Source organism: Psychrobacter sanguinis (assembly GCF_020736705.1).
Classification (GTDB): Bacteria; Pseudomonadota; Gammaproteobacteria; order Pseudomonadales; family Moraxellaceae; genus Psychrobacter; species Psychrobacter sanguinis.
In genome coordinates this window covers 994,112-1,019,762 of the sequence record NZ_CP085990.1, presented here as the reverse complement: position 1 = coordinate 1,019,762, position 25,651 = coordinate 994,112, and the positions used below count along the sequence as shown (strand labels likewise).

At 41.2% G+C, this 25,651-nt stretch carries 20 protein-coding genes; 10 read left to right on the top strand and 10 right to left on the bottom strand.

Features of this window, described 5'->3' with window-relative positions:
• Positions 1 to 76: 76 nt before the first annotated feature.
• From fmt to rpmH, 9 genes are all read right to left on the bottom strand, one after another.
• Positions 77 to 1,129 (bottom strand): methionyl-tRNA formyltransferase, encoded by a 1,053-nt coding sequence (fmt, locus tag LK453_RS04290; RefSeq protein WP_201537367.1) that lies wholly within the window; start codon positions 1,127 to 1,129, stop codon positions 77 to 79.
• Between the two features lie 473 nt (positions 1,130 to 1,602).
• On the bottom strand, positions 1,603 to 2,205 hold the full coding sequence (locus LK453_RS04285; protein ID WP_007394764.1) for a riboflavin synthase: 603 nt from the start codon (positions 2,203 to 2,205) through the stop codon (positions 1,603 to 1,605).
• Between the two features lie 455 nt (positions 2,206 to 2,660).
• Positions 2,661 to 3,668: a bifunctional diaminohydroxyphosphoribosylaminopyrimidine deaminase/5-amino-6-(5-phosphoribosylamino)uracil reductase RibD gene (gene ribD / locus LK453_RS04280; RefSeq protein WP_265335093.1), complete on the bottom strand. Its 1,008-nt coding sequence runs from the start codon at positions 3,666 to 3,668 to the stop codon at positions 2,661 to 2,663.
• Positions 3,669 to 4,019: 351 nt separating this feature from the next.
• Positions 4,020 to 4,481 (bottom strand): transcriptional regulator NrdR, encoded by a 462-nt coding sequence (nrdR, locus tag LK453_RS04275; RefSeq protein WP_007394762.1) that lies wholly within the window; start codon positions 4,479 to 4,481, stop codon positions 4,020 to 4,022.
• Positions 4,482 to 4,584: 103 nt separating this feature from the next.
• Complete coding sequence (mnmE, locus tag LK453_RS04270; protein ID WP_007394761.1) at positions 4,585 to 5,976, bottom strand: tRNA uridine-5-carboxymethylaminomethyl(34) synthesis GTPase MnmE; 1,392 nt, start codon at positions 5,974 to 5,976, stop codon at positions 4,585 to 4,587.
• A 279-nt stretch (positions 5,977 to 6,255) separates the two neighbouring features.
• A complete protein-coding gene (gene yidC / locus LK453_RS04265) occupies positions 6,256 to 7,974 on the bottom strand; it encodes a membrane protein insertase YidC (RefSeq protein ID WP_201541520.1) in 1,719 nt (572 codons plus the stop codon).
• A 335-nt stretch (positions 7,975 to 8,309) separates the two neighbouring features.
• Complete coding sequence (gene yidD / locus LK453_RS04260) at positions 8,310 to 8,672, bottom strand: membrane protein insertion efficiency factor YidD (protein ID WP_007394759.1); 363 nt, start codon at positions 8,670 to 8,672, stop codon at positions 8,310 to 8,312.
• A gap of 51 nt (positions 8,673 to 8,723) precedes the next feature.
• Positions 8,724 to 9,122, bottom strand: coding sequence for a ribonuclease P protein component (gene rnpA / locus LK453_RS04255; protein WP_007394758.1), 399 nt, complete (start codon positions 9,120 to 9,122; stop codon positions 8,724 to 8,726).
• Between the two features lie 180 nt (positions 9,123 to 9,302).
• The gene (gene rpmH, locus LK453_RS04250) at positions 9,303 to 9,437 is read right to left on the bottom strand and encodes a 50S ribosomal protein L34 (protein ID WP_007394757.1); all 135 of its coding nucleotides are present in this window, start codon (positions 9,435 to 9,437) and stop codon (positions 9,303 to 9,305) included.
• Positions 9,438 to 10,747: 1,310 nt separating this feature from the next.
• Here rpmH and dnaA point away from each other — a divergent pair.
• From dnaA to LK453_RS04225, 5 genes are all read left to right on the top strand, one after another.
• Positions 10,748 to 12,157, top strand: coding sequence for a chromosomal replication initiator protein DnaA (gene dnaA, locus LK453_RS04245; RefSeq protein ID WP_007394756.1), 1,410 nt, complete (start codon positions 10,748 to 10,750; stop codon positions 12,155 to 12,157).
• A 244-nt stretch (positions 12,158 to 12,401) separates the two neighbouring features.
• Complete coding sequence (gene dnaN / locus LK453_RS04240; protein WP_007394755.1) at positions 12,402 to 13,577, top strand: DNA polymerase III subunit beta; 1,176 nt, start codon at positions 12,402 to 12,404, stop codon at positions 13,575 to 13,577.
• A 401-nt stretch (positions 13,578 to 13,978) separates the two neighbouring features.
• Positions 13,979 to 15,328 (top strand): DNA replication/repair protein RecF, encoded by a 1,350-nt coding sequence (gene recF / locus LK453_RS04235; protein WP_007394753.1) that lies wholly within the window; start codon positions 13,979 to 13,981, stop codon positions 15,326 to 15,328.
• Positions 15,329 to 15,632: 304 nt separating this feature from the next.
• Positions 15,633 to 18,287: a DNA topoisomerase (ATP-hydrolyzing) subunit B gene (gene gyrB, locus LK453_RS04230; RefSeq protein ID WP_227674326.1), complete on the top strand. Its 2,655-nt coding sequence runs from the start codon at positions 15,633 to 15,635 to the stop codon at positions 18,285 to 18,287.
• 204 nt (positions 18,288 to 18,491) lie between these two features.
• Entirely contained in the window at positions 18,492 to 19,079 is a 588-nt protein-coding gene (locus tag LK453_RS04225; protein ID WP_007394751.1) for a manganese efflux pump MntP, read from the top strand.
• Positions 19,080 to 19,240: 161 nt separating this feature from the next.
• On the opposite strand, the gene rlmF is transcribed toward LK453_RS04225, so the two are convergent.
• Positions 19,241 to 20,227, bottom strand: coding sequence for a 23S rRNA (adenine(1618)-N(6))-methyltransferase RlmF (gene rlmF, locus LK453_RS04220; protein ID WP_201537318.1), 987 nt, complete (start codon positions 20,225 to 20,227; stop codon positions 19,241 to 19,243).
• A gap of 553 nt (positions 20,228 to 20,780) precedes the next feature.
• Here rlmF and LK453_RS04215 point away from each other — a divergent pair.
• The 5 genes from LK453_RS04215 (at position 20,781) to LK453_RS04195 (ending at position 25,570) form a co-directional block, all read left to right on the top strand.
• On the top strand, positions 20,781 to 21,599 hold the full coding sequence (locus LK453_RS04215) for a crotonase/enoyl-CoA hydratase family protein (RefSeq protein WP_379652743.1): 819 nt from the start codon (positions 20,781 to 20,783) through the stop codon (positions 21,597 to 21,599).
• Positions 21,600 to 22,065: 466 nt separating this feature from the next.
• Entirely contained in the window at positions 22,066 to 22,710 is a 645-nt protein-coding gene (locus LK453_RS04210) for a class I SAM-dependent methyltransferase (protein WP_201537315.1), read from the top strand.
• Positions 22,711 to 22,860: 150 nt separating this feature from the next.
• Entirely contained in the window at positions 22,861 to 23,808 is a 948-nt protein-coding gene (locus LK453_RS04205) for an AEC family transporter (RefSeq protein WP_007394746.1), read from the top strand.
• Positions 23,809 to 23,904: 96 nt separating this feature from the next.
• Positions 23,905 to 24,348, top strand: a complete 444-nt coding sequence (locus LK453_RS04200; protein ID WP_007394745.1) for a GNAT family N-acetyltransferase — start codon at positions 23,905 to 23,907, stop codon at positions 24,346 to 24,348.
• Between the two features lie 73 nt (positions 24,349 to 24,421).
• On the top strand, positions 24,422 to 25,570 hold the full coding sequence (locus LK453_RS04195) for a MalY/PatB family protein (protein WP_007394744.1): 1,149 nt from the start codon (positions 24,422 to 24,424) through the stop codon (positions 25,568 to 25,570).
• Positions 25,571 to 25,651: the final 81 nt, after the last annotated feature.

Here is a 25,651-nt window from a genome sequence, read left to right as displayed (position 1 = left end):
ATATGGTTAATACAATTAGAGGTATTAAAGGTGATGGTGTCTATTTCTATGAAATCTGTTTATCTGTCTATAAAAGCTACTCAGCGGCAGCAACAAATTTATCGCCATCATCTAGCTGACTGCCATGACACACTTGCTCAGCAGTTACTGGCTTACTGCCTGCAAATTGCAATTGGGTTAAACGTAACGTCGTACCTTCGGCATTAGAATCGGTATTCGATTGACCACAAGCGACTAAAATGGCATTTTTACCAACACTTATTACCGTACCAGGTTCTACTACCGTAGTTTGTGAATGATTAACTGGCAATGCTGCCAATACTTTAACCCGTTTCGGCTCACCCTTACCTTCAGAATCGGCTAAAAAGGTATAAGCGCCTGGATACGGATGCATACCCCGTATCTGACGCTCAATCAATTCCGCCGATTGAGTCCAATCGATTTCACCCTCAGACTTACTTAGTTTCTCAGCATAATTAGCCAAGCTATCATCTTGCTTTTCAGCTTTGGCCTGATACCAAGGTAAATCTTTTAACACGGTAACGATGGCCTCAGCGCCCAGTTCTGCCATTTTGTCATGCAGACTGGCTGTGGTTTCATCAGCGGCGATATTATAAGCCACCTTATATAACATATCGCCCGTGTCCAGACCTTTGTCCATCTGCATGATAGTAATACCTGTTTGTTCATCACCGGCAAGTAACGCACGGTGAATGGGTGCTGCACCACGCCAACGAGGTAATAATGAAGCATGAATATTCAAGCAGCCATGCGTTGGTGTCTCTAACACCCCTATTGGTAAAATAAGACCGTAAGCCGCCACTACCATAATGTCTGGCTGATAATTCGCTAAGGTTTCACGAGCCGCTTGTCCCTCCTCCACCGACTTTTTAAAAGTGTGCGGCTGTTCAACGGGTAGATTGTGCTCAAGCGCCAATTGTTTTACTGGAGAGGCAGTGAGCTTTTGACCGCGACCTGCTTTGCGATCAGGTTGGGTGTACACAGCAATAATCTCGATGTTGAGCGCCTGTTGCTGCTCGATAAGTGCTTGCAAACTAATGGCGGCAAATTCTGGAGTACCCGCAAAAATAACACGCTGCTTGGTAAAAGACTGTTTTTCAATATTCATAGTTTTTATTCGTTATACAGTTTAGTGAAATAAGATGACAGCGGATAAAGTAAACCTAACTCTGCCCTTGTTTCATTATAGTGAAATTATGGTCTCCCTGCCATGAAACCTACTAAGGTCTATCAATTAACCTCGAAATCATAGTTAAAAAAATTTAAACCACTTTAAAAGTATCTCAGCCAGTAATCACATAAGCTATTATTTTTGTCAGCTGTACGTGATTTTAGACACTGCGCAAAATACCCTGTGCTTAAAACAGTCGACTCGGCTTGCTGCTATTTAACTCGCGCAACAAACTTAATTTTCAAAACAAAAAAGCCCTTCTAAAACTAAGAAGGGCTCAAATGACACAGACCAATTAACAACTGCTAAACTGCTTAATATAGGGTTACTGAATATAGAGTCACTGAATATATAGTCACTGCATACAGAATTACGGTCTTTATATTAAGTGAAATATTAGTCAAGCCTATTTACTCAGCAGCCACACTGGTCAGACGCTCAAGATAACGAGCAATTAAATCTACTTCGATATTTACTGGGCCACCTACTTTCCAGTGACGACCAATGTTGGTCACTTCTGCAGTATGCGGAATGATATTTAAACAAACAATATTGTCTTTAACCAAGTTGGTGGTCAAACTGATGCCATCGACAGTAATAGACCCTTTGGTAGCTGCATATTTTTTCAGTGCTTCAGGAATAGCAATCTCTATGTATATCGATCGAGCATCCTCTTTCATCAACTCGATTTTACCTACCCCATCTACATGGCCTGAAACCATATGACCGCCAAAACGCGTTGTCGGTAACATCGCTTTCTCGAGGTTAAGGGTATCGCCTTGTTGCCAGTTACCCATGGCTGTCTTAGCTAAAGTTTCACGTGAAACATCCACTGAATAGCCGTTATTACTCATTTCTACAACAGTAAGACAGATGCCATTGCTGGCGATTGAATCGCCTAATTTCACATCGCTAAAATCCAAATTGTCAGATTCAATGGCTAGACGTACATCTCCACCTAACTCAGTGATTGACTTTAAGGTTCCGGTACTTTCAATTATTCCTGTAAACATAAATACTCCACATAGTTAACTGCTATAAAAGCATACAAAAATTATTAGACATCTTCTAAATCAACCCCTATTAGCATCGAGTCAATCTGTGGATAACTTTAGCGAAATTACACACAGCATATCTCTTCAAAGTAGAATTAAAATAGTTATCCACAGCGAAATTAAAAAACCTGCTAAAGTTATTAACAACACTTAGTTCCACGTGAAACGCTTAATATACTTGGTTTTGGGTAGCACAACATTATAAATAGTTTCATGTGAAACCCAACTAATCCACAGTTTCATGTGAAACAATCAAATAAATTTTTATTTTATAAATTTTTTAATGACCGATTGTGGATAACTCTATACGTAATTACTGTAGGCTTCAAATAACACTAATAGGCTGACAGTACCTACAACCACACAGCTCATTAGATAGTTTGTAAGAATACTAAACAAATGTTCATTAATCTCTAGCTAGCATTTGCCACAAAATTAAGCTTAATATCGGTCCCTATTTGACTGCAGTGTGCCAATTTAAAGCGGCGTTGTGATGATAATCTATTAACAGTCATAGTTAGCATGGGCTGTGCTTCATGCCCCAACACACAAGGGGCTTGATAAACAATTAATTCATCTACCAACCCTGCTTCAATAAAGCTACCCGATACTTTAGAGCCTGCTTCAATTAGCACGTCATGAATATCATGCTCTACCACTAAGCTGTGCAACAGTGTTTTTAAATCATTATCAGCCCACAGCAGCGTCTGCTCATTTTGCAGTACCTTATAATCACTACCCTTTAAACGCTGACGTCGGTCCAATACCACCACTTTTGGCTGTGGTATCTGTTCAATATCGACACCCAATTGAGTGGAACGCACGTTTAAGCTCGGATTATCCTTAATAATGGTCTGACTACCCGTAATAATGGCACCGCTCAATGCCCTCAGCTGTTGTACATCTTCTCGGGCTGCTGACCCTGTAATCCATTTAGATTCTCCCGAGGCCATTGCTGTTCTACCATCTAAACTACTGGCTATCTTTAGGCGCACATAGGGCATTTGGGTACGCATTGACTTTAAAAAGCCTAAATTAAGCTGTTCAGCTTGTTCAGTACACACACCCACAGAGACTTTTATACCGGCATCTAGCAGCAATCGTACACCTCTACCCGCTACTTTAGGATTCGGATCTAGACCGGCAATCACTACTCTACTTACTTGAGCTTTGATTAAAGCCTCTGCACAAGGTGGGGTTTTTCCAGTATGGCTACAAGGTTCTAGGGTCACATAAGCAGTCGCTGCTGCAACCGATTGTGTAGCGTTTCTTAAAGCAAAGACTTCTGCATGTGGTTGTCCTGCTTTAGGGTGAAACCCTGTACCTATAATTAAGCCATCCTTAACCAGAACACAACCTACTGCAGGATTAGGGCGGGTGGTATAAAGGCCTTTTTTAGCCGCTTCTATCGCCAGATTCATGTAGTAATAATCTTCGATTTGTGGCGTATCGATGCCTTCTATATTTGCGAAATAAGAGGCAGGGTTAGCAGTAGAAATAAGCGTTGGATTGGGGGAAGATAAAGAGTCAACATGCATAAGTAACGACCATTATTGTAAGTGGGCAATTTGAGGATAAAACATACCAATATGAATCAATAGACAAGAAAATAGCCACATAGAGACACGAAAATAGAGACAATACTCTATCCCGTTTATTTGCCCCATTATCGATTATTAACTGGCTAAAGCTTTTTTTTATTTGAAGTTTATTTATTGGAAACTTGTCTGTTAACTCTTTATATATTGAGTATAGGCTTATTGACTAAAAGCTTATTTATTATCTGAGGGCCTAATGTTTTGTAATTCTTGACGAAACGCCTCTATGTCTTGAAAGTCTCGATAGACACTGGCAAAACGCACATAAGCCACATCATCAAGCTCTTTTAGCTCACTCATGACTACCTCACCCAGGGCTTTACTACTGATTTCACGCTCTCCCAATTGACGAATACGCTTTTCAATACGGCTAATCATCGCCTCTTGCTCATCTAAGGTGACCGGGCGTTTTTGTAGGGGAAGCTGTATAGAGCGTCGAAGCTTCTGTGAGTCATAAGGCTCAATACGGTTATTGGATTTGATGATACGCGGCATCACCACTTCTACTACCTCAAAGGTGGTGAAACGCTCTTGGCACTGATTACACTGCCGGCGACGGCGAACCTGGGCGCCTTCTGCTGCCAGTCTTGAATCAATCACCTTAGTATCATCTGCATTACAATAAGGACACTGCATATACTTTTCTCATTTATATCAGACTAATAGTCACTAAAAGATAGCACAGTTACACGTGGCTGCTAAGTCTCATTTTGCCCCGCCTTTTATCATTACTCAGAGGCTATTTACCAATACAGAAGCTGCCAAAAATTCGGCCCAGTAAATCATCTGCACTAAATTCGCCAGTGATTTCGCCCAAGCTATACTGGCCTTGACGTAAACTTTCTGCCACTAATTCACCGGCTTGGTATTCAACCAATTGTAGGTGTGCATCGTTTAAGTGCTGCTGAGTTCTCCTCAGCGCATCTAAGTGTCTAGTGCGAGCTATCAGGCTATTCTCAGGCGGATGGAAGCCAACTTTGTCACACAGAGTAGCGATTAAACAGTCAATACCCTCTGATGTTTCACATGAAACATTAACCTGCTCATAACCAGAGACATCTACTTTATCACTCAAATTCTGTGACTGCTGCTGTTCAACTAAGTCTCTTTTATTACCAATCAGCAAGAGCTTAGCAGGGTCAAAGTTAGGCGTACCTGATGCTGTCGTTCCAAATAATTCAGTCGCCAATTCAAGCGGGTTTGCCTGCTTGGATAGGTCATGAACCAATAGCAATAAATCAGCTTGATGAATAGCAGTGCGCGCCCTTTCTATACCGATACGTTCCACAGCATCGGTCGTATCACGTAGACCCGCAGTATCCGTTAAGTGGATGGTCAACCCATTAAGCACAATGGTCTCTTGTAGGGTGTCTCGGGTAGTCCCAGCCACATCGGTCACAATGGCGCGCTCTTGTCCGGCCAAGCTGTTTAGTAGGCTTGATTTGCCGGCATTGGGACGGCCGGCCAACACCACATGTACTCCGTCTCGTAATAATTGACCTTGTTGCGCTGTGGCTAAGATGGTCTTTAATCGGTCTTGAATGCGACTCAGTTTCGACTCAATCACTCCGTCACTCAAAAAGTCCACATCTTCTTCATCAGGGAAATCAATCGAGGCTTCCACATACAAGCGAAGCTCAATTAACGCTTCTAAAATGTCGTTAATTTTATTCGAAAACTCGCCAGTGAGAGATCGAATGGCACTGCTGGCAGCGGCAGCACTGGTCGCATCAATAGCATCGGCGATGGCTTCAGCTTGCAATAAATCAAGCTTATCATTCTCAAAAGCGCGATAAGAGAATTCACCTGGTTGGGCTTGATGGGCGCCTAGCTCGAAAACACGCGCTAACAGCTGGTTTTGAAGTATCATGCCACCATGACCCTGTAACTCGATAACATCCTCACCAGTGAACGAATACGGCGCTTTAAAGTACAATACTAACCCTTCATCTAGCACGTTGCGCTGGTCATCATAAAACCGACAAAAACTGGCCAAGCGTGGGGTAAAATGGTCTTTACCAGTCAATTGACAAGCGATGTCATAAGCTTTAGGTCCAGACAGTCGAATAATGCCCACACCGCCTCTGCCCAAGGGGGTAGCTATGGCGGCAATTGTTTTAACATTTGACATAAAATTAGCTCTGATTAAAGTCTTGGCATTTGGCCATTTAAGAATGAATGAGGGGTTTGATACAAAGGCTATGAATCTGTAATAGAATAAATACGACCTACAACTAACACATTGGCTGATGCCTTTTATAGCCGTATATAAGGTCTTATAGTAGGTACTAAACAGTGCTTATTCAATGCCTGTTATATAAACCGCTCTATAAAACAAAAGCACCTATATGAGTCATATAGGTGCTTTTGTTCAGTTAGAATGAGGCTTAATCACCAAATCAGTTGGTAATTAACCTGCTGTTCTGGCTGCTTTTTCTCGTTGTTCTCTTTCTACTTTCTTATTCACAATGTACTGCTGAGCCATGGTAAACAAGTTGTTTACAGTCCAGTAAAGTACCAGACCCGCTGGGAAGAACATCATGAATAAGGTAAAGATAATTGGCAAGAATCTCATTACTTTTGCTTGCATTGGATCAGTCGGCTGCGGGCTAAACATTTGCTGCGCAAACATACTGGCACCCATTAGCATTGGTAAAATAAACCAAGGATCCATTGATGATAAATCCTGAATCCATAGAATCCAAGGCGCATGACGTAGCTCAATACTCTCTACCAATACCCAGTATAAAGCTAAGAAGATAGGCATCTGTAATAAGATGGGTAAACAACCTGCCATTGGGTTTACTTGCTCTTCTTTATAAATGGCCATCATTTCTTGTGACATTTTCATGCGATCATCGCCATGCTCTTCTTTTAACGCTTGTAAACGTGGCGCAATAGCCCGCATCTTAGCCATAGAGTAGTAGCTCTTGTTAGAGAACCACATCAAGGCAAGTTTTACCAATAAAGTCAGGGCAATAATTGACCAACCCCAGTTACCAATGACTTTATGAATACCTTCTAAAACCGCAAATAGCACTTTAGAGATTGGCCATAAGAAGCCATAATCCACAGTTTTGTTTAGACCAGGAGCCACTTCAAGTAAAGAGTCTTGATCTTTTGGTCCAGCATACAAAGTAGCGGTAATGTCTTTTTGTTTGGCCGCAGGAACCATGAATTGTTCACTGTTCATACCAATAAAATGATCGCCTGCTTTTTCACGGCTAAAAAATTGACCAGTAAAGTTCTGTGGTGTCCAAGCTGAAACGAAATAATGCTGAACAATACCGACCCAACCTTTGTCACTGGCAGCTTTTAAATCACCATCATTAAAGTCTTTAAATTTAAGTTTATTGTAGTCATCGTCTGGCGTACCCCAAGCACCGCCTAAGTAAGTGGCCATACTAATGGCGCCTTTATCCGCCATACCAGGATCTTTACTGCTATCACGCTTTAACTGAGCAAACAACTGACCATTCCACGCTTTACCACTGGTGTTATTGATATTGTAATTAACACTGATAGGGTATTTACCTTCGGTGAAAGTAAAGGTCTTGGTGATGGTAACGCCATCTTCTTGTTTGTACGTTAAAGGAACTTCAAGCTTCTTCTGACCAGGTTGCATAACATAGTTATCAGACTGATAGCTATATTTTGCACGACCTGCTGGGGTATCAATACCATTAGGACCAATCAAACCTGATTGAGCAACATACACACGTTGGCCCGAATTTTCCAATAGCACAAAGGGGTTTTTGCTGTCTAATGTGGCGTTGTAATTGCGCAATGCTGCATAGACAACATCGCCCCCTACCGGATCAATTTTAATTTGATAACGGTCGGTCGTCACATTGATTAGCGCGCCTTGTTTGGCGTTGGTATTTTCGCCACCCACTTCGCTAGACGGTACATCGGTTGTTGCTGATGCGGTTGCTGCAGGTATGTCACTTGTACCGGTGCCGGTACTGGTTGGGATGTCCGCACCAGTGGTAGAAGTGGATACAGAAGGGGTTACTGCGTCTGCTGATGTGGCTGGCACATTGGCATAATCTTTTTGCCAAGCTAGCACCAACAAATATGCGGTAATCAACATCGCAATGATGATGAGCACCCGTAGTATCTTTTGCATAAGATTGTCCTAAACAACTCTAAATGAAGTTTTTAAATAAAAATTATCGGGTTAGTTATAGGGCATTCACTGACACAACGCCCCCAGCAAACACCCTACTCGAATAGCACCTCTTGTTCATTAAGGGGGTCTTTAATGGTTACTTTAGTTGCTACTTTACCCTTAAAACAGTTACAAAATGGGGACTATTTTACTAAAAAACCATCGCAAATGATATAGAAGCAATAATTGCCCTAACCAGCAACGATAAGAAGGCATTGATAAGGTATTAAACTCTGCTTACTTTTTAATACGCTATAGTTTATAACCTAATTTATAAGACAACTATTAACAAATTATTTAAGAGCCGTAAACTGGTTATTCAACATGACTACGTAGCTATTTCTATCCTTATACACGCCTCGATCCCTGAATAATGTTTCACGTGAAACACTCAAGTTTGCTACCGGTTGGAAGGTATATTTATAAAGTGGTAAGGGTACAAAATCTATTCCATGCCCTCCCAAAGGATGACAGCGACAGATACGCTTTACCGCCAACCATCCGCCTTGAGCCGGTCCGTGCCAAATTACAGCGGTTTTACCATATTCAGAACAGGTAGGATAGTAACGACATCTTGCCGGTAATAGCGGACTCACAAAGTTTTGATAGCCTTTGATAATGGCCAGTAGTAATCGCGAGAAAAAATTAGAAAGCATAATTCTTGCTCTTTTTAGTATGCTAAGGCAACCATTATAACCGGCGTTAATTCACACTGGCTTTTGTTCGGTCTTGGCCTTAGCTGCTAGATTTCTACGTTGCTTGGCAATAACTTTAGCTAAGATTTCATTGACCTGTTGACGCATCTGATCATTACTCAGGTCCTTGGTAGATTGTTTTAAAATAAATACCAAATCTAAAGCAGGCAACTCAGGGTGTTTATGGCGAAACTGTTCACGAATGATACGTTTAATGGTATTTCTGGCCACCGCCGTAGGAATTCTCTTTTTAGTAATGGCCATACCCAGCCGAGCTTGCTCGCTTTCAGAATCATAAGCAAACGCCATAAAGTGCGGTTGATGGATTTTAAAAAGTGGCTGATTAAATACTGGTTTGAACTCAGCAGGCTTTAATAATCGTTTTGCTTTGGGATAACAGTAATCAGTCATGATAAATCAACATACAATGAAAATAACAGAGGTGTTAGACGAAGGTATTGACAAGCTAACAGGCTTTCAAACGCCATAATCAAAAAAAGCACCTAATAAATAGGTGCTTTTAATAAAATCTGCGAATTAACTTGTCTGTCTAAAGTTTTTAGGTAATTAAATGTCAATTAGTATAATTAATTACACAGTTAAACGATGACGACCTTTTGCACGACGACGTGCTAAAACTTGACGACCTTTTTTAGTTGCCATGCGAGCACGGAAACCATGGGTGCGCTTGCGTTTGATAACGCTTGGCTGGAATGTACGTTTCATAAATCACCTTTGACAGCAAAGAAATTAAAAATAAATAGAGTTCACTAAGAATTTGTAGTAACGAGCGATTATGCCAGTTTAGACCGCTATTGTCAATAATAAATAAAGGTTTAACCTGGCAACAATCTCATATGAACACTGCTGTAGGAGTTCAATTTACCCTATCTGGTTGGCAGGAAACGGAAGGATCCAATATTTAAACTAAGATTTGAACTGGGGTTAATCATAACTCGAGCACCACTTATATTTTATTAGCCTTATTTGCTATTGAAATTTGTGATAAACCGTGAGATTTAGAATTTAATAAAAAAATACTAGAGGAAACCAGACCAACTAATTTGTTATCCTTCCTATCATAGACAACTATACAGGTTATCTAAACAAAAAACAGGATGAACTCGGGGTTTATTAGGCTATTTTTATGAATATAAATTAAACAATGCCTATTTTTTTCATTCCTCGATAAATCAAAATATGAGTTAAAAAATCTTTATCGTATTCGTGAGTCGGCTATAAATGAGTTGGCTATAAAACTGTTGAAAACTGATATTGGAAAACCAGAAATCCAGAGTTAATAACTGGGACAGGCAGTTGAAGAAAGCAGATCATGTTTACTCAAAAGACTTAGGTTTTGGTTTTGTAAGACGGTTGATGATAAGCATTGCGCTTAGGTGACTTGAGGCTTATAACGTTGCCTAGATAATCTTAATTATTGCGTCGTTGCTTTTGTGTCGTTGCTGCGACTGGTTTTATGGTATCCCTAGCTTAGGTAAATAATTGCTTGTTACTGATCACTGCTAAATTAATTAGTAGTTCCTTAGGGTGTTAAATAAATTTTTTATTACTAGTATTTAAGATTTAATAGGTTCTGTTTTTAGCTAATCTCTATCTTTGGTTTATCAAACTTAAGTCACAACCTGCTGTTTTTATAGTATCACTTCTCTGTTTTTGACAGAGTAAACTTAAATCTTGTTGAAAACTTATCCACAGAAAGCAAAGTGCTCTATAACTATATATATAATAGTTCTTTTGTTATTATTAGCACCCTAATTATCTGTGAATAAGTGATAAAAATTCAACTATTTCATATATTTAACCTGTGGTTATTGCTGTTGATAACCTGTTGTTAAACTCTGTATAACTCTCGTATTTTAGTTATCCACAGGTTTAGCCACAAAGTTATCCACAGAAGAATTGTGATGATATTTATGGTTTTGTGTGGTAAAGTACCCCCTCAAAACAGGGTGAGAGAGTCCTTTTGTCCTCCCCTACTCTTCTTTTTTTGTCCGTCTTATCAGGGTTAATGGGTCATGTCAGAGAGTTTACCGTTATGGGATAGATGTCTTAATGACTTAAGATATCAGCTCAAAGAAAATGAGTTTACGATGTGGCTTCGTCCACTTTCTGCCAAAGTGGTTGGGGATAAATTAGAGTTACTGGCGCCAAACCAATACTTTGTCACCCATGTTCAAGAAAATCATTTCGCTGCCATCGAGCAATTGGCCAAGCAACACAGCAACGGGGAAATCAGCCAAGTCGTCATTAAGGTTGAAAGCAGTGTTCAGCCTGCGCCTCAAGACTCGACTGTGGACCGAAATACGTCAAACGGTCATCACAATAGAGGGTCTGCTTCGATGACCCAAGGTCTTGACTCAGAAGGTAATTTATCAGATGCCGCACAAATGGCTTCCGATAAATCTCTAAGTTATATTAATCCTTATTTTACTTTCGAGACCTTTGTCAGTGGTAAGTCAAATATGTTGGCTTACAAAGCCTGCCAAGAGCTGGGTAAAAAACAATCGCAAAACCGGCACAACCCTTTGTTTCTTTATGGAGCTTCGGGACTGGGTAAAACCCATTTGATGCATTCAGTGGCGCATAAGTATTTAAAAATTGGCAAGACTTTTTACTACTTTTCTTCGGAAAAATTTATCAATCAGTTGGTATATGCCCTGCGTAATCAAAAAATTGAACAGTTCAAACGCAAAATTAAGCGGGTCGATCTATTAATTATCGATGATGTGCACGTTCTGGCAGGTAAAAATAAATCGAGTAGTGAGTTCTTATCGTTATTTGCCGATTTCATGGTAGAGGGCAAGCAGGTTATCTTGGCATCAGACCGTCATCCGTCACAGATGACTGAATTTGATGAACGTTTTCGGTCAAGGTTTTCTTCTGGATTGGCGGTTTCAATTGAACCACCAGAGATGGAAACGCGAATGCAAATTCTACAAAAGAAAGCGAGTCTGTCCGGGGTCGAGCTACCAAAAGAGTGTGCGCTATTTATCGCTCAAAACGTGGTATCTAACGTTAGACGCTTGGAGGGTGCATTAAATCAGGTGGTGGCAAATGCCAATCTGACCGGCAATCCAATTGATCTAGATATGGTGCAATATGCGCTAAAAGACGTGATTGCTATACGTTCACAAGCGGTAAGCATGGATAATATCCGCAAAGTTGTGGCGGAGTACTATGATGTCTCGGTAAAAGACTTAATGAGTAAAAAGCGTACCCGCAGCATTGCGCGCCCTCGCCAAATTGCTATGGCCTTAGCGCGAGAGCTGACCAAAGACAGTTTTCCAGATATTGGACAGTCTTTTGGTGGTCGTGATCACACCACTGTGATGCATGCCTGTGACAAAGTGGCCCAGCTGCGTAGTGAAGATCCGGTATTAGACAAAGAATACAAAGCTTTATCGATGACCCTGCAAGCGGGATAGTCGGCTAAATAAATAAAGTGAGCTAAGAGAAGGGAAGGGTAAGTATTACTTCAAATGCTTATCGTGCAGAGCGTTTAATATTTGGTTATACTAAATAGCCTTAATCACCCATACAACTTGAATAAACACAGTGGGTGAAACAGCATAGCCTTAATAATAAAAGCGTGAATCAAACCAAATAAGTCAGATTAAACTAGGTATACCTCACATTAAGAATTAAGACCTCATTAAAGAGTCCAATATTATGCAACTGTCTATAAATCGTGAATTGCTGCTAAAAGCCATCAACTTGATTGCCAAAGCGGCAGACAAACGCCATAACATGGTAGTTCTGGGCAATATTAAGCTGGAAGTTACTGAGCAACTGCTCATCTTAACGGCCTCTGATTTGGAGGTAGAGTTAAGCGCCGAAGTTAAGCTGGGTAATGGGGCAACGGGTGTGGTCGGTGCGACTACTTTACCGGCGTCTAAGCTGCATGAAATCTGTAAATTATTACCCAAAGATACTATGGTTAATTTTAGTGCCGAAGCCAACGAGCGCTGCGTGATCACTAGCGGTAAAAGCCGTTTTGTGTTGGGGACATTGCCCGCTGCAGACTTTCCAGTATTAGGTACCCCAGCCAATATTACACCGCTGACTTTAAGTCGCGCCGTATTGATGGATTTAATGGCAAAAACTCAATTTGCCATGGCCATTCAAGATGTGCGTTATTACCTAACGGGTATGCTATTTGAAGTGGCTCAAAGACAATTAACCACCGTGGCTACCGACGGTCATCGTTTGGCATTAGCCCGCAGCGTTATTGATGTTGCTGATGATTTTACCATGCAGGCTATCTTACCACGCAAAGCAGTTATTGAGCTTGAGCGCTTGGGTAATGAGCTGGGTAAACTGGTAGGCGATAACGATGGTAATTTAACCTTGGTGTTTGGGCGCGAGTTTTTACAAGTAACGCTGCCTTTTGGTAATGTTAATAGCACCGGTCAAATTGACGACGCTATAAAAGTTACCTTTACCGCCCGTCTAATTGACGGAAAATTCCCAGATTATCGCCGAGTTATGCCTGCCAGTACCAATAAAGTAGCTTTGGCCAATAAGGACCAAATGACAGACGTCCTAAGACGGGTCTCTATTTTAAGTAATGAGAAGTCACGTGGTGTTATCTTTAAGTTCTCCCAAGATGGGAATGTAGAAGTTCGCGCTAATAACGCTGAACAGGATGAAGCAGTAGAAGCATTACAGGTTAACTATCAAGGTGAACCTATTGAGCTATCTTTTAATGCTGCCTATTTGCAAGATGTGTTGGATGTATTGGGTGGCGATGTTCAATTACATATGAGCCAAGCTAATAGTTCGGTGTTGGTCAATCAGTTGAATGACTCACAGCATCAATACGTGATTATGCCGATGCGTATCTAGCAACAGCAATGCTATAGTTTTTCTAATAAGCAAAACCTCAGGGTTTTGCTTTTTTTATGGTGATTTTAATAGCTGCATTTTATCTATTGTTTATGTAATGAACTATGATAGCTAGTATTTTTAATTTAACATAATCTTATAACTAGTATTTCTACACATTATGTTAAATGAAGTTGCCTGATATTGTTTTTTCCAAGTCTAAAGACTTATTTATTTAAGCGTCCATTATTTAAAGCGATTGCTCATATAGCTAATTTAATAGCTTATGCTACTGTTGACAAATATTGCTGGTAAATTTGGTACTCAGACATTGAGAGTTATATTGAAAAGTAATGTGGGCTTTAATCATGGCCACAATGCCCTCATTAAAATGATTCAACACACAATAAAGGTCTTTTTATATGCTGACCCAACTTAGCATCCATCACTTACGTAATTTGCAAGCGGTCCATATTCCAGTAGGGCAGTGTAATGTATTCGTTGGGGCAAATGGCAGTGGTAAAACCTCCTTATTAGAATCCTTATATCTACTCTCTCGTGGCAAGAGCTTTCGGCATCATCAGCCAAAACGTTATATTTCTCATCATGCGCCCCATACTACGGTGCATGCCAAGTTCGCCAGTGGCAGTAGTATGGCCATACAAAAAGCTCAAGATGCTAGTAGCATCATGCGCTTAGATCAACAGGCAGTCTATGTACAAAGTGCGTTGACCAAGCAATTACCTACCTTATTAATTGACCCTTCGTCGATGGATATATTGGAAATAGGAAGTGGCAGTCGAAGGCAATTATTAGACTGGATAACGTTTCACGTGAAACCTGGGTTTCATCCGCAATGGTTGTCTTATCAGCGCTTATTAAAACAACGAAATGCCTTGCTAAAGCAGTCGCCTAGGTTGTCAGACTATCAACGAAAAGAGTTGGCAGCTTGGGACAAAGGGCTGGCCAATCATGCTGCTTTGATTACCCACTATCGACAGCAGGCTTTTGAAGAATGGCAGCCTTTATTTAATGACCTTCTTAAACAGCTATTGCCGGCTTATGCGCCCTTTATCCAGCTTAGATTTTCAGCAGGGTATAACACCGAGATCCCATTAGACGAATTATTGCAACAACGATTGGCCCAAGACTGTCAGAGTGGCTACACTCGCATTGGCTGTCACCGTGCAGATGTGCAGGTACTGTGGGTGGAAGACGAAGCTGCTAGGCAACAAGTCAATCAAACTTCTGAGAATAAGAGACTTCAATCTGCAAACAATGAACAGCAGGAAGCGCCATTAACCTTGGATTCTGTGCAAACAGACTATCCTGAGCTGTTTAATGATTCGGTATTAGAGGATGATCAGACAGACAATGGTCACGAACTAGATTCAGATCAGGTGTTTGAGGAAGAGGATGAGGTGGTCTTGGGTAATGTGCGTGAACAAGCCGCCAATATATTATCTCGAGGCGAGAAAAAGCTATTAATCACCGCCTTAAGATTGTCACAACTGCCGTTATTGGCAGGTATGGAGGCAAACAATGCTGTTTCCATTGGAAACGATGAGGGGTTACCCTTAGTACTGCTAGATGATATTACCGCTGAACTTGATGAGCGGGCACTTTCTATCCTACTTAAGTCGCTGTCACAGTTGTCTTGTCAGGTTTTTATCACCAGCTTAGATGATGACATAATGACCAAAATCCAACCGTATTGGCCAGAAGCTAAATTGTTTCACATGAAACAGGGTAAGGTTATTCAGTCTCCATAAACATAAGGTTCTACTGCCAGAATCAGGGGTAATTCACCCCATACGCCACATGCTTTTATTGCCAAAAAATGCTATAATAGCCGTTAAGTTTTATAGTGAAATTATAGGCATAGAAACCCTAGTATTGGGCAAGAGGGAATGCCCAGAATTAAGCAAAAATACAGTACATAGCCGAGCATAGCGTTAAGCGTAGAACAAAGTAAATATTGAGCATTAATGTGCGTTAAAAAGTGAGCTGTTAAAACCCCTATGCCATTTGAATTGCTGATTAAATCAGCATTGCCGTTTTAGGAAAGGATATAACATGAGTGAATCAAACCATAATACCGAGCAAGAGCTAATCGAAGGCTTGCCAGAGGGGGTCGATATTGCAGACTTACCACAACAGGCACAGCCAGAAGAATATAGTTCAAAAAATATTCGAGTATTAAGAGGGCTTGAAGCAGTACGCGTGCGTCCAGGTATGTATATCGGAGATACCGATGACGGCACTGGCTTGCATCACATGGTGTTCGAAGTGGTCGATAACTCCATTGATGAAGCCTTAGCAGGGCATTGCGACCAGATTGATATTATTATTCATGAAGATGAATCGGTTAGTGTCATGGATAATGGCCGAGGTATTCCAGTAGATGTGCATCCCGAAGAAGGGGTCTCTGCAGCGCAGGTTATTATGACCGTGCTACACGCAGGTGGTAAGTTCGATGACAATAGTTATAAAGTGTCAGGCGGTCTGCACGGCGTGGGTGTATCGGTAGTAAACGCTCTATCTAAAAAACTAGAAATGAATATTTGGCGTGAAGGCCATCATTATCAGCAGACCTATAGCGATGGTGTGCCACATGGCGATATCCAAATGCTAGAAGAGACAGACCGTACTGGGACTCAAATCCGTTTTTATCCAAGCCCAAACGTTTTCACGGGTACGACCTTTGACTTTGAAATCTTAGCCAAACGTTTGCGCGAGCTATCATTCCTAAACTCAGGGGTACGTATTGTATTAACTGATGAGCGTACCGACAAACAGCATGTTTTTGAACATAAAGGCGGTTTGTCAGAGTTTGTGGCCTACATTAACTCAGGTAAGGAAGGCTTAAACGATGTGTTCCACTTTGTGAGTGAGCAAGATGACGGTATTGTCGTCGAAGCTGCGCTACAGTGGACCGATACTTATAACGAAAAAGTGCTGTGTTTTACCAATAATATCCCGCAAAAAGATGGGGGCACTCACTTATCAGGTTTTCGTTCGGCATTAACCCGTTGTCTAAATACTTATATGGACAACGAAAATCTGATGAAAAAAGAGAAGGTAAATACCACTGGCGATGATGCCCGTGAGGGGTTAACCGCAATTGTTTCGGTCAAAGTACCCGACCCTAAATTCTCGAGTCAGACTAAAGATAAGCTGGTTTCTAGTGAGGTAAAATCTGCTGTTGAATCAGCGATGCACGATAAATTTAATGACTATTTATTAGAAAACCCAAGCGCTGCTAAATCGATTGCTGGCAAAATTATTGATGCCGCACGAGCTCGTGATGCGGCGCGTAAAGCCCGTGAATTAACCCGTCGTAAAACCACTTTAGATATTGCAGGTCTACCGGGCAAACTGGCGGACTGTCAAGAAAAAGACCCTGCACTGTCTGAATTATATATTGTGGAAGGGGATTCTGCGGGCGGTTCTGCGAAGCAGGGTCGTAGCCGTAAGACACAAGCCATTTTGCCACTAAAAGGTAAAATTCTGAACGTAGAGCGTGCCCGTTTTGACAAGATGTTGTCCTCTGCTGAGGTTGGCACTTTGATTACGGCGTTAGGCTGTGGTATTGGCCCAGATGAATATAACCCGGACAAAGTACGCTATCATAAAATCATCATCATGACCGATGCTGATGTTGACGGGTCACACATCCGTACCTTGTTACTGACGTTCTTCTTCCGTCAAACGCCAGAGCTTATCGAGCGCGGTTATATTTATATTGCTCAGCCACCTTTATATAAAGTTAAAAAGGGCCGTCAAGAGCTGTATCTGAAAGATGATGAAGCCTTAAAAGCTTACTTGTTATCTTCTACGATTGATGAGATGAACCTTCACATCAGTGAAGATGCGCCTGCCATTACCGGTCAAGCATTGGAATCATTGTTGAACGATTATAACCAGACCCAACTGGTAAAAAGTCGTCTACAGATTCGCTATCCGGCAGTACTGTTGGATGCCCTAACCCATGTACCTAAACTCTCCACAGATATGACTTATGACTATGATGTCATGAGTGAGTGGAAAGATAAGCTACAGGCTCAATTAGAACGTTTTGGCAGTGATTTACGTTCGAGTATCGAGCTTGATAACATCCATGCGCCTCGCACAGATGAGTTATCTGAAGCGGCGAAAGATGCCAATAATCAGTTTAAGTTCAAATTAGGGGCCAAAGTAGACAGTCCTAATAGTGATGTCGAAGATGCTGAAGTGGTGGAAGGCGCAGACAGCGATATGCTATCGACTAAGCCTCAGTGGTTGCCTCGAATTACCATCTATGTGCACAACTTAGCACAGCATTATTTGCTAGATGCTGGCTTCTTTAATTCAGGTGAATACGCTCGTTTGATGCGCTTATCAAAAGAGTGGAACACACTGTTAACCGATACCGCCTTTGTCCGTCGTGACACCACCACGGGTACTGTAAAAGACATATTGTTGCGTGACTTTGACCATTTATGGCAACAAGTTATGCAAGAGGCACGCCGTGGTTTATCGGTACAACGCTATAAAGGTCTAGGTGAGATGAACGCTGACCAACTATGGGACACGACTATGGATCCTGAAAATCGTCGCATGTTAAAAGTAACGATTGAAGATGCCATTGCAGCAGATCATCTATTTATGTGCTTAATGGGTGATGATGTTGAGCCACGTCGTCAGTTCATTGAAGAAAATGCCCTAACTGTGACCAACCTAGATATCTAATAATCGATATGTAGTAGAGGATGTCTGATATAAGATAGCCAAAAGTTTAAACAGTCGTTAGAAAAGTCACCTTCAAAGTAATGTGGCTTTTTTTGTTTCACGTGAAACATTGTAATTGTTAAATATTTGATAGTTTCACAATATGGAAAAATTGATAAAATCTCATTATTACAACCAGTTTTTGAGCTATTTAGGAATCTCTTAATGATTGAAGTCATTTTATTGGCCATTGCTTTAGCGATGGATGCTTTTGCAGTGTCTATTGGACTAGGGGCGAAACAAGGCTCTACGACATTCTCCACTGCTGAGAAAGCGCGCTCTATGCTGTTTAAACTGGCCTTAATGGCAGGATTATATTTTGGGATAGCACAGGGGGTGATGCCCTTAATTGGCTACTTATTGGGGTCTGCTTTACTGGGTTGGTTGGCGTCTGCTGCGCCTTGGATTGGCTGTATTATCCTAGTGGGACTGGGCGCAAAAATGCTGTATGAGGCATTTACTGGCGATGAAGAAGAAGAGGTGCTAGAGGTAACAGACAACACTAAAATTGATCATAAGCTAATGACCTCATTGGCAATTGCCACCAGTATCGATGCGATGGCAGCAGGATTTACGCTTAATTTATTGGCGGTTAACGCTTGGATTGCGTGTCTCATTATCGCGGTAGTGACGGCTCTGTTCAGCTTTGGTGGCGTATATTTAGGTCGACAATCAGGGACATGGTTAGAGGATAAAGCAGAGATATTGGGTGGTGTGGTACTAATCGCTATTGGTATCAAAATGATTTTATAGTCGGCTACTTTCTGTATTTTTCCTCTAAAAATTTTGCTTAAAAAGCAGCGGCATTAAAAAAGACCCTTTGTCCATGGATAAAGGGTCTTTTTTAATGAGGTGAAGCCTGTTTTAAAGACAATGCTACCTGTCGATTTGGCTAAATAAGCGGCATTAGCAATTTATTTAAAACGCCAAGCTAAAATTCGACTGGCTTTTTGACCATGCTGCATATTGATGGTTTTAATCTGTCTGGCGCCAACTCTTCTCAGTAAGGCATCAAGGGGCTTTAAGTTTTCAGCCCGTGAAACCAAAGTAGTGAACCAGTTTACTTGCTGAGCATAATCGACACTCTCATTAATCATACGACTGATAAACGCGAATTCGCCACCTTCAGTCCATAGCTCTGCATTTTGACCGCCAAAGTTTAAGTTGTTTTTGGCATCGGCAAATTTGTTTGCAGTTTGGCTATTAGGATTGCGACGGGCGCGATTTTTTTGCAGTTTGGTTTGTTTGCGATTATTGGCATCCAATACTTCTTGCATCGACCCATGAAACGGAGGATTACACACGGTGATATCAAAATAATCGTGTTCACCGATAATGCCTTTAAAGATATTTTTCGGATTCTTTTGCTGTTTGACGGTGACCAATTTTTTTAGATTGGGATTGATTTCACAAATGGTTTTGGCGGTGTTAATAGAAACAGGGTCTATATCGGTGGCGGTAAAGTACCAGCCATAACTCTGACTGCCCACAATGGGATAAATCAAACTGGCACCGGTACCAATGTCTAGTACATGTGGCTTCTTGTTTTCTGAGCCACTGTTGTTATCGGCCAATAAGTCAGCTACTTGGTGAATATAGTCAGCACGACCTGGAATCGGTGGGCACAAGTAGCCTTTGGGTAAATCCCAATATTTAATACCATAGTGCAATGCTAACAAAGCTTTGTTTAAGGTTAAAACCGCGTCAGCATCTGAGAAGTTGATCGTTGCTTCACCACTAGGGTTAGTGATGGCATGCTTTTCAAGCTCAGGTAACGCTTTGATAAGTTTATCAAAATCGTAACGACCTTGATGCGGATTGCGAGGGTGCAGGGTACTGGCCGCTGGCTTACTGGTAGGAGTTTTATGCGTGGTGTTTTTTTGGGTGATAGGTTGTGTCATAGGGATTAAAACTTATTCAGGTGATAGGGTGGATAATTGAAATAGGAAGAGGGGTAAAAGAAAGGTAAGGTAAAAGAAAATACTGTCCGTACCGTTGAACAAAATTGGCCGTACTATTGATAATAACCGTTAATAAACCTCAATAACCGACAAGACTCGACAATACCCAACAATAACTACAATTTAACTGTGCGTAATATGGTTAAACTCTACAAACCCCTTTATTTTCAAGGCTTGCGGAAGGTGTTTGTCCTGTGGATAACTATTTTATAGGCATTATATCCACACTAATCAAAAATAAAATATTTAATAAAATCAATGATTTATGGTTTTTACATTTGATGGCAGTTTTTTTCGTCTTCTAAACTTTTTTAAAAGTTTTCAGCCATTTGGGGACTAGTTTAACAGGTTTGCTGTAGCAACATAGATTGAAAATAAACAAATTGCCTATTTGCTAGGTTTGCTAAGCGTCCGGCATAGGATTATAGTTGACTTATAGGACACCGGTAGCGGCATGAGTCGCCACTGACTAACGTATAAAAGGACAATAACAGTGACCAGTAACATTAACATTCACAATAGTGAGAGCAAGCAACTAAACCGAATTAGCTATGCCACTGAGGGATATATTTGCTTGATTGGCCTGAATCGTGCCGACAAACGCAACGCCTTTGACAGTCATATGATTGCCCAGTTATCACAGGCTTTAACCCGTTATGAGAACGATGACACGTTGCGCTGTGCCGTTATATTTGCCCATGGTGAGCACTTCACTGCAGGCCTTGATTTGATGGAATTACAAGACAAGCTAGATAAGGGAGTTTTCGCTTTTGACAGTACCCAAATTGACCTGTGGGGCATTAGTGGCAAGCTGCGTACCAAACCGGTGGTGGTTGCAGTACAAGGTACTTGCTTTACGGCGGGTATTGAGCTGATGTTGAATGCCGATGTGGTAGTCGCCAGTGAGGATTGTAACTTTGCACAGATGGAAGTTCAGCGCGGTATCATGCCCTTTGGCGGGGCAACTGTCCGCTTTGTGCAGGCTGCTGGGTGGCAAAAAGCCATGCCTTATCTATTGACCGGTAAGCCGTTTGATGCTGCTACCGCTGACAAGCTAGGTCTGGTTAGTGAGGTAGTTTCCAAAGGCAAACAGTATGATCGAGCCTATGAGTTGGCGACCGAAATCAGTAAAGCGGCGCCACTTGGAGTAAAAGGTGTGCTAGCTTCTGCTCAAGATGCTGCGCGTAATGGCACGGCAGCGGCGTTAGCAAATATTCACAGTTTTTTGCCACCTTTATTTGCCTCTGAAGACGCCAAAGAGGGCGTAATATCAATGGTTGAGCGCCGAGAGGCTCAGTTTAAGGGTCGTTAACGCTATGTTAGATGACGTCTTTAAGTTCATTATAGAGTGGGTGGTCGAAGATGTCATCGAGGAAAGTATCAGTCATCCAAGTTTTAGGATAAAAGGTCATCCTTACCTAACTTGTGTTTATCGAGGCTGTATTTTGTCGATCATAGCCTTCTTCGGTATGGTCATTTGGCGTTATATAAGTGACGTTTCAATAATTCGAACGGTTGAAGACGACTTAAAGCTTAGTGCTTTATTAGGTGGCATTTTCACCTTTGTTTTATTGTTTATTACCGCATCGTGGCGGTTGTTTTCACCCAGAGATAGTTTAAGAGACTAGATCTATACGTGGCAATTGCGAGAAAGCTTCTTTGCTGTTGGAAAATAGAAGAATACCAATCATTAAAAGTGAAAGATTCATTTGTGAAGCCTTAGCCAATTAATTTTATAGATATAAGATTTTAATGACCAATTATAAATGGGACAGAAAATGAGTAAATCTATAGAATTTTGGGACACTGCTTCAAAAAACTATGATAAAACAGAACAACGTTTTGAATACATTCATAGTAAATCTAGAGAAAATACTAAAAAATATCTCGGAGACAATGATATTGTCTTGGATTATGGATGTGGAACGGGTACCACAGCCTGCGCGCTTGCTCATCATGTGAAACAGATTCATGCCATTGATATATCGTTAAAGATGATTGAGATTGCCAAAGCAAAAGCTATCATGAGTAAAATTGAAAATATAAATTTCTTGCAAACCGATATTTTTGATAAAAGATACCATAATGATTCTTTTGATACGATTTTGGCTTTCAATATGCTGCATACCGTATCTAACCCTCACGAGGTCACTCAAAGAATACATGACTTATTAAAACCTGAGGGACTATTTATTTCGGTAACGCCCTGCCTACGAGAAAAGATGTCATTTTCAGTTAGTGCTCAAATTCAGTTGATTCGAATGTTGTGTAAAATCGGCATCATTCCCATTGAAATTAGAAGGCTTAAAAGTTCTGACTTAGATGACTTAATGGCGAATGCAGAGTTTGAAATTATTGAAACTGAAAAAACATATAAAGGTGCCTCTAGTTATTTTGTAGTCGCAAAAAAACTTAAGAAGTAAAGGTGCTGATAATTGGCTATTTAAACAAATAATAGGCTATTCAAATAAAAATAAAGCTCATTTAGAGCGTAGATGTAAGCCCAGAATGAACGTATATAATGCCTTGAAGCGAGACACAACACATCAGATTTTTGCAGGGCACTTCCTACTATGTTAGACATCCTCAACATTACCGCACCGATTTTTATCATTATCGCTCTGGGTTATCTGAGCGTGCGCACCCGCATTATTGACCCAAGCCACGCCAAAGGCATGGGCACTTTAGTACTGTATATTGCTTTACCTGCACTGATGTTTAACGCCATTTCAGAAATGCCCTTTCAGGAAGTCATATCGCCAAGCTATCTTCTTATCTATGCCATAGGTTCGGTCTTGGCGTTTGTGATAGGTATTATTGTGACCAAAGGATTTTGGCGTCAGGATAATGTCTCTGCTGCTCTAAACTCTACGGCATTAGCGTATTCAAACAGTGCTTTTATTGGTTTTGCCGTATTGTCAGCGGTTATCGGGTCTACGAAGGCAGCCACTTATTTATCCATGGTGGTGTTGATAGAGAGTTTTATCATGCTGCCAATGCTGTTTATCATGGCAGATATGAGCACCGACTCTGGCCAGTCTTTGGGTCAATTATTATTGCGTATTATCAAAAACCTCTCCCGTAACCCGTTGATTATTGCCATTATCATCAGCGTGAGTTTCTCGATTTTTAACATTCCTGTTCCGAAAATAGCGGCTCAAACTGCACACATGCTCTCAGGCGTTGCCGCCCCTGTTGCGCTGTTTGTTATTGGTATGAGCTTATCTGGTCTAGAGCTAAAAGGTGATTTACCCAAGATTACCACTATTGGCTTAGGTAAGCTTATTGTGCATCCATTAATGATGTTAGTTGCAATTATGCTTATCCCAAGCGCGCCAGTAGAAAGCAAATATGTGGCCATGCTGTTTGCGTCTGCACCGACCTTCTCAACCATTGCCATCATCGCTCAGCATTATGGTTTGGTTGATCGAGTGTCGGCTATTGTTATCATCTCAACCGTTGGCTCGTTTTTTAGTATGAGTGCGGTGCTGATATATTGGGAGATGACGGTTGGGTTTTAGGGTAAACTGTGTTTTAAGTCATAAATACGTATTTCAGTAGGACCTTATTCAGTATAACTTTGTAGAGCCATTCACTTCCTAACAAGGCCAAATCTCATGCTCATTCGCCCAATGACAATGAACGATTACGATGCGGTATACCAGCTGTGGATAATTACCCCCGGTATGGGCTTAAATGATATCGATGACTCTTATCAAGGTATTGAACGTATGCTAACCCGTAATCCAACGCTTAGTTTTGTGGCAGAAAATGAACATAAAGAAGTCATAGGCGTTGTTATCGCAGGAGAGGATGGCCGGCGCGGTTATATTTACCATACCGCGGTGCTGCCAGCATATCGTAACCAAGGACTCGGTCAGGCATTGGTAAAAAATGTATTAGACCAAATGACTCAATTGTCCATATCGAAAGTGGGTTTGTTTATTTTTAAAGGTAACCAAATCGGCAATGGCTTTTGGGATAAATTAGGCTTTACGGTTCGAGACGATATCCATTATCGCAACTATGCACTGACTGAATTACAGCGAATCGATACCTAATCAATAACGACGCTGAATCTCCCTCGTTATACAGTATTAAATTAAAATCTCTCGCGTTTATTAGGAACAATCCATGCAATACAATTTTGATGAAGTAATAGACAGAAGCAACACAGGCTCCATTAAGTGGCATTATGAAGATGACACTATTCCGCTTTGGGTTGCGGATATGGATTTCAAGACCGCAAAGCCTATTTTAGACAGCTTACAGCAAGTGGTTGACCATGGCGTATTGGGCTATACCAAACAGACTGACGCCTTATATCAGGCGATTATTAATTGGCACAGTAGTCGTTATGGCTTGTCGCTAACCGAAGAGCAGATTTTATTTTCGCCTGGAGTAGTGCCTAGTATTGCATTAATGGTGAATTTATTTACTGAAGTGGGGGATGCGGTTTTAATTAATGACCCTATTTATGCCCCTTTTGTGGCCAAAACCAAGCTTAATGGTTGTAAAGCAATTAGTTCACCACTAAAAGAAATAGACGGACGCTATTACTTTGATTTAGAAGACATGGAAGCGAAAATTAAACAGCACAAAGTGAAGCTGTTTTTATTATGCAACCCGCACAATCCAGGCGGACGAGTGTGGAGTGAGGCGGAGCTAAAGACAGTATTAGAGCTTTGCAAAAAGTATCAAGTGGCGATCGTGAGTGATGAGATTCACCAAGATTTGACCTTAACTGGACATACCTTTACCCCGTTTTTAAACCTAGCGGAAGGTTATGAGCAGATGGTAGTTAGTCTAACGTCGATGACTAAGACCTTTAATGTGGCCGGCATCAAGGGCTCTTTAATCTTTGCTAAGGACAAGGCTTTGTTAAAGCAAATCAGTAATCAACAGCGCTTGAATGATGAAAATGAGCTGAATATGTTTGCCTATAGTGTCATGCGTAGTGCCTATGAAAATGGCGGGTCGTGGTTGCAACAAGCCTTGGCTTATATTGAGACAAATATTGATTTTACGATTGATTATCTGGCCACGCATCTGCCCGATGTGAAAGTAATGCGTCCTGAAGCCTCTTATTTAATTTGGCTAGATTGTTCTGCGTATGCTAACGATGATAAGGGGCTATATGACAAGCTACGAGAGGCCAAAGTCGAGCTGAATTCCGGTATTCAGTATGGCAACGAGGGTCATCTCAAAATGCGTATTAATGTGGCTTGTCCCCAGTCTATACTCGCTGAAGGATTAAATAGAGTAAAACAAGCTTTGGCTTAGCCTCTAAGTCGTAGATAGCTGCTTCAATCGTCAAAAGCTAACGTCAAAAGTTAAGTACTAAAAAAGCTAAATACAAAAAAG

What these genes read in the sequence shown, in the direction of transcription:
- fmt (WP_201537367.1), bottom strand. Translation starts at nt 1,129, where the DNA reads ATGAATATTGAAAAACAGTCTTTTACCAAGCAGCGTGTTATTTTTGCG.
- LK453_RS04285 (WP_007394764.1), bottom strand. Translation starts at nt 2,205, where the DNA reads ATGTTTACAGGAATAATTGAAAGTACCGGAACCTTAAAGTCAATCACT.
- ribD (WP_265335093.1), bottom strand. Translation starts at nt 3,668, where the DNA reads ATGAATCTGGCGATAGAAGCGGCTAAAAAAGGCCTTTATACCACCCGC.
- nrdR (WP_007394762.1), bottom strand. Translation starts at nt 4,481, where the DNA reads ATGCAGTGTCCTTATTGTAATGCAGATGATACTAAGGTGATTGATTCA.
- mnmE (WP_007394761.1), bottom strand. Translation starts at nt 5,976, where the DNA reads ATGTCAAATGTTAAAACAATTGCCGCCATAGCTACCCCCTTGGGCAGA.
- yidC (WP_201541520.1), bottom strand. Translation starts at nt 7,974, where the DNA reads ATGCAAAAGATACTACGGGTGCTCATCATCATTGCGATGTTGATTACC.
- yidD (WP_007394759.1), bottom strand. Translation starts at nt 8,672, where the DNA reads ATGCTTTCTAATTTTTTCTCGCGATTACTACTGGCCATTATCAAAGGC.
- rnpA (WP_007394758.1), bottom strand. Translation starts at nt 9,122, where the DNA reads ATGACTGATTACTGTTATCCCAAAGCAAAACGATTATTAAAGCCTGCT.
- rpmH (WP_007394757.1), bottom strand. Translation starts at nt 9,437, where the DNA reads ATGAAACGTACATTCCAGCCAAGCGTTATCAAACGCAAGCGCACCCAT.
- dnaA (WP_007394756.1), top strand. Translation starts at nt 10,748, where the DNA reads ATGTCAGAGAGTTTACCGTTATGGGATAGATGTCTTAATGACTTAAGA.
- dnaN (WP_007394755.1), top strand. Translation starts at nt 12,402, where the DNA reads ATGCAACTGTCTATAAATCGTGAATTGCTGCTAAAAGCCATCAACTTG.
- recF (WP_007394753.1), top strand. Translation starts at nt 13,979, where the DNA reads ATGCTGACCCAACTTAGCATCCATCACTTACGTAATTTGCAAGCGGTC.
- gyrB (WP_227674326.1), top strand. Translation starts at nt 15,633, where the DNA reads ATGAGTGAATCAAACCATAATACCGAGCAAGAGCTAATCGAAGGCTTG.
- LK453_RS04225 (WP_007394751.1), top strand. Translation starts at nt 18,492, where the DNA reads ATGATTGAAGTCATTTTATTGGCCATTGCTTTAGCGATGGATGCTTTT.
- rlmF (WP_201537318.1), bottom strand. Translation starts at nt 20,227, where the DNA reads ATGACACAACCTATCACCCAAAAAAACACCACGCATAAAACTCCTACC.
- LK453_RS04210 (WP_201537315.1), top strand. Translation starts at nt 22,066, where the DNA reads ATGAGTAAATCTATAGAATTTTGGGACACTGCTTCAAAAAACTATGAT.
- LK453_RS04205 (WP_007394746.1), top strand. Translation starts at nt 22,861, where the DNA reads ATGTTAGACATCCTCAACATTACCGCACCGATTTTTATCATTATCGCT.
- LK453_RS04200 (WP_007394745.1), top strand. Translation starts at nt 23,905, where the DNA reads ATGCTCATTCGCCCAATGACAATGAACGATTACGATGCGGTATACCAG.
- LK453_RS04195 (WP_007394744.1), top strand. Translation starts at nt 24,422, where the DNA reads ATGCAATACAATTTTGATGAAGTAATAGACAGAAGCAACACAGGCTCC.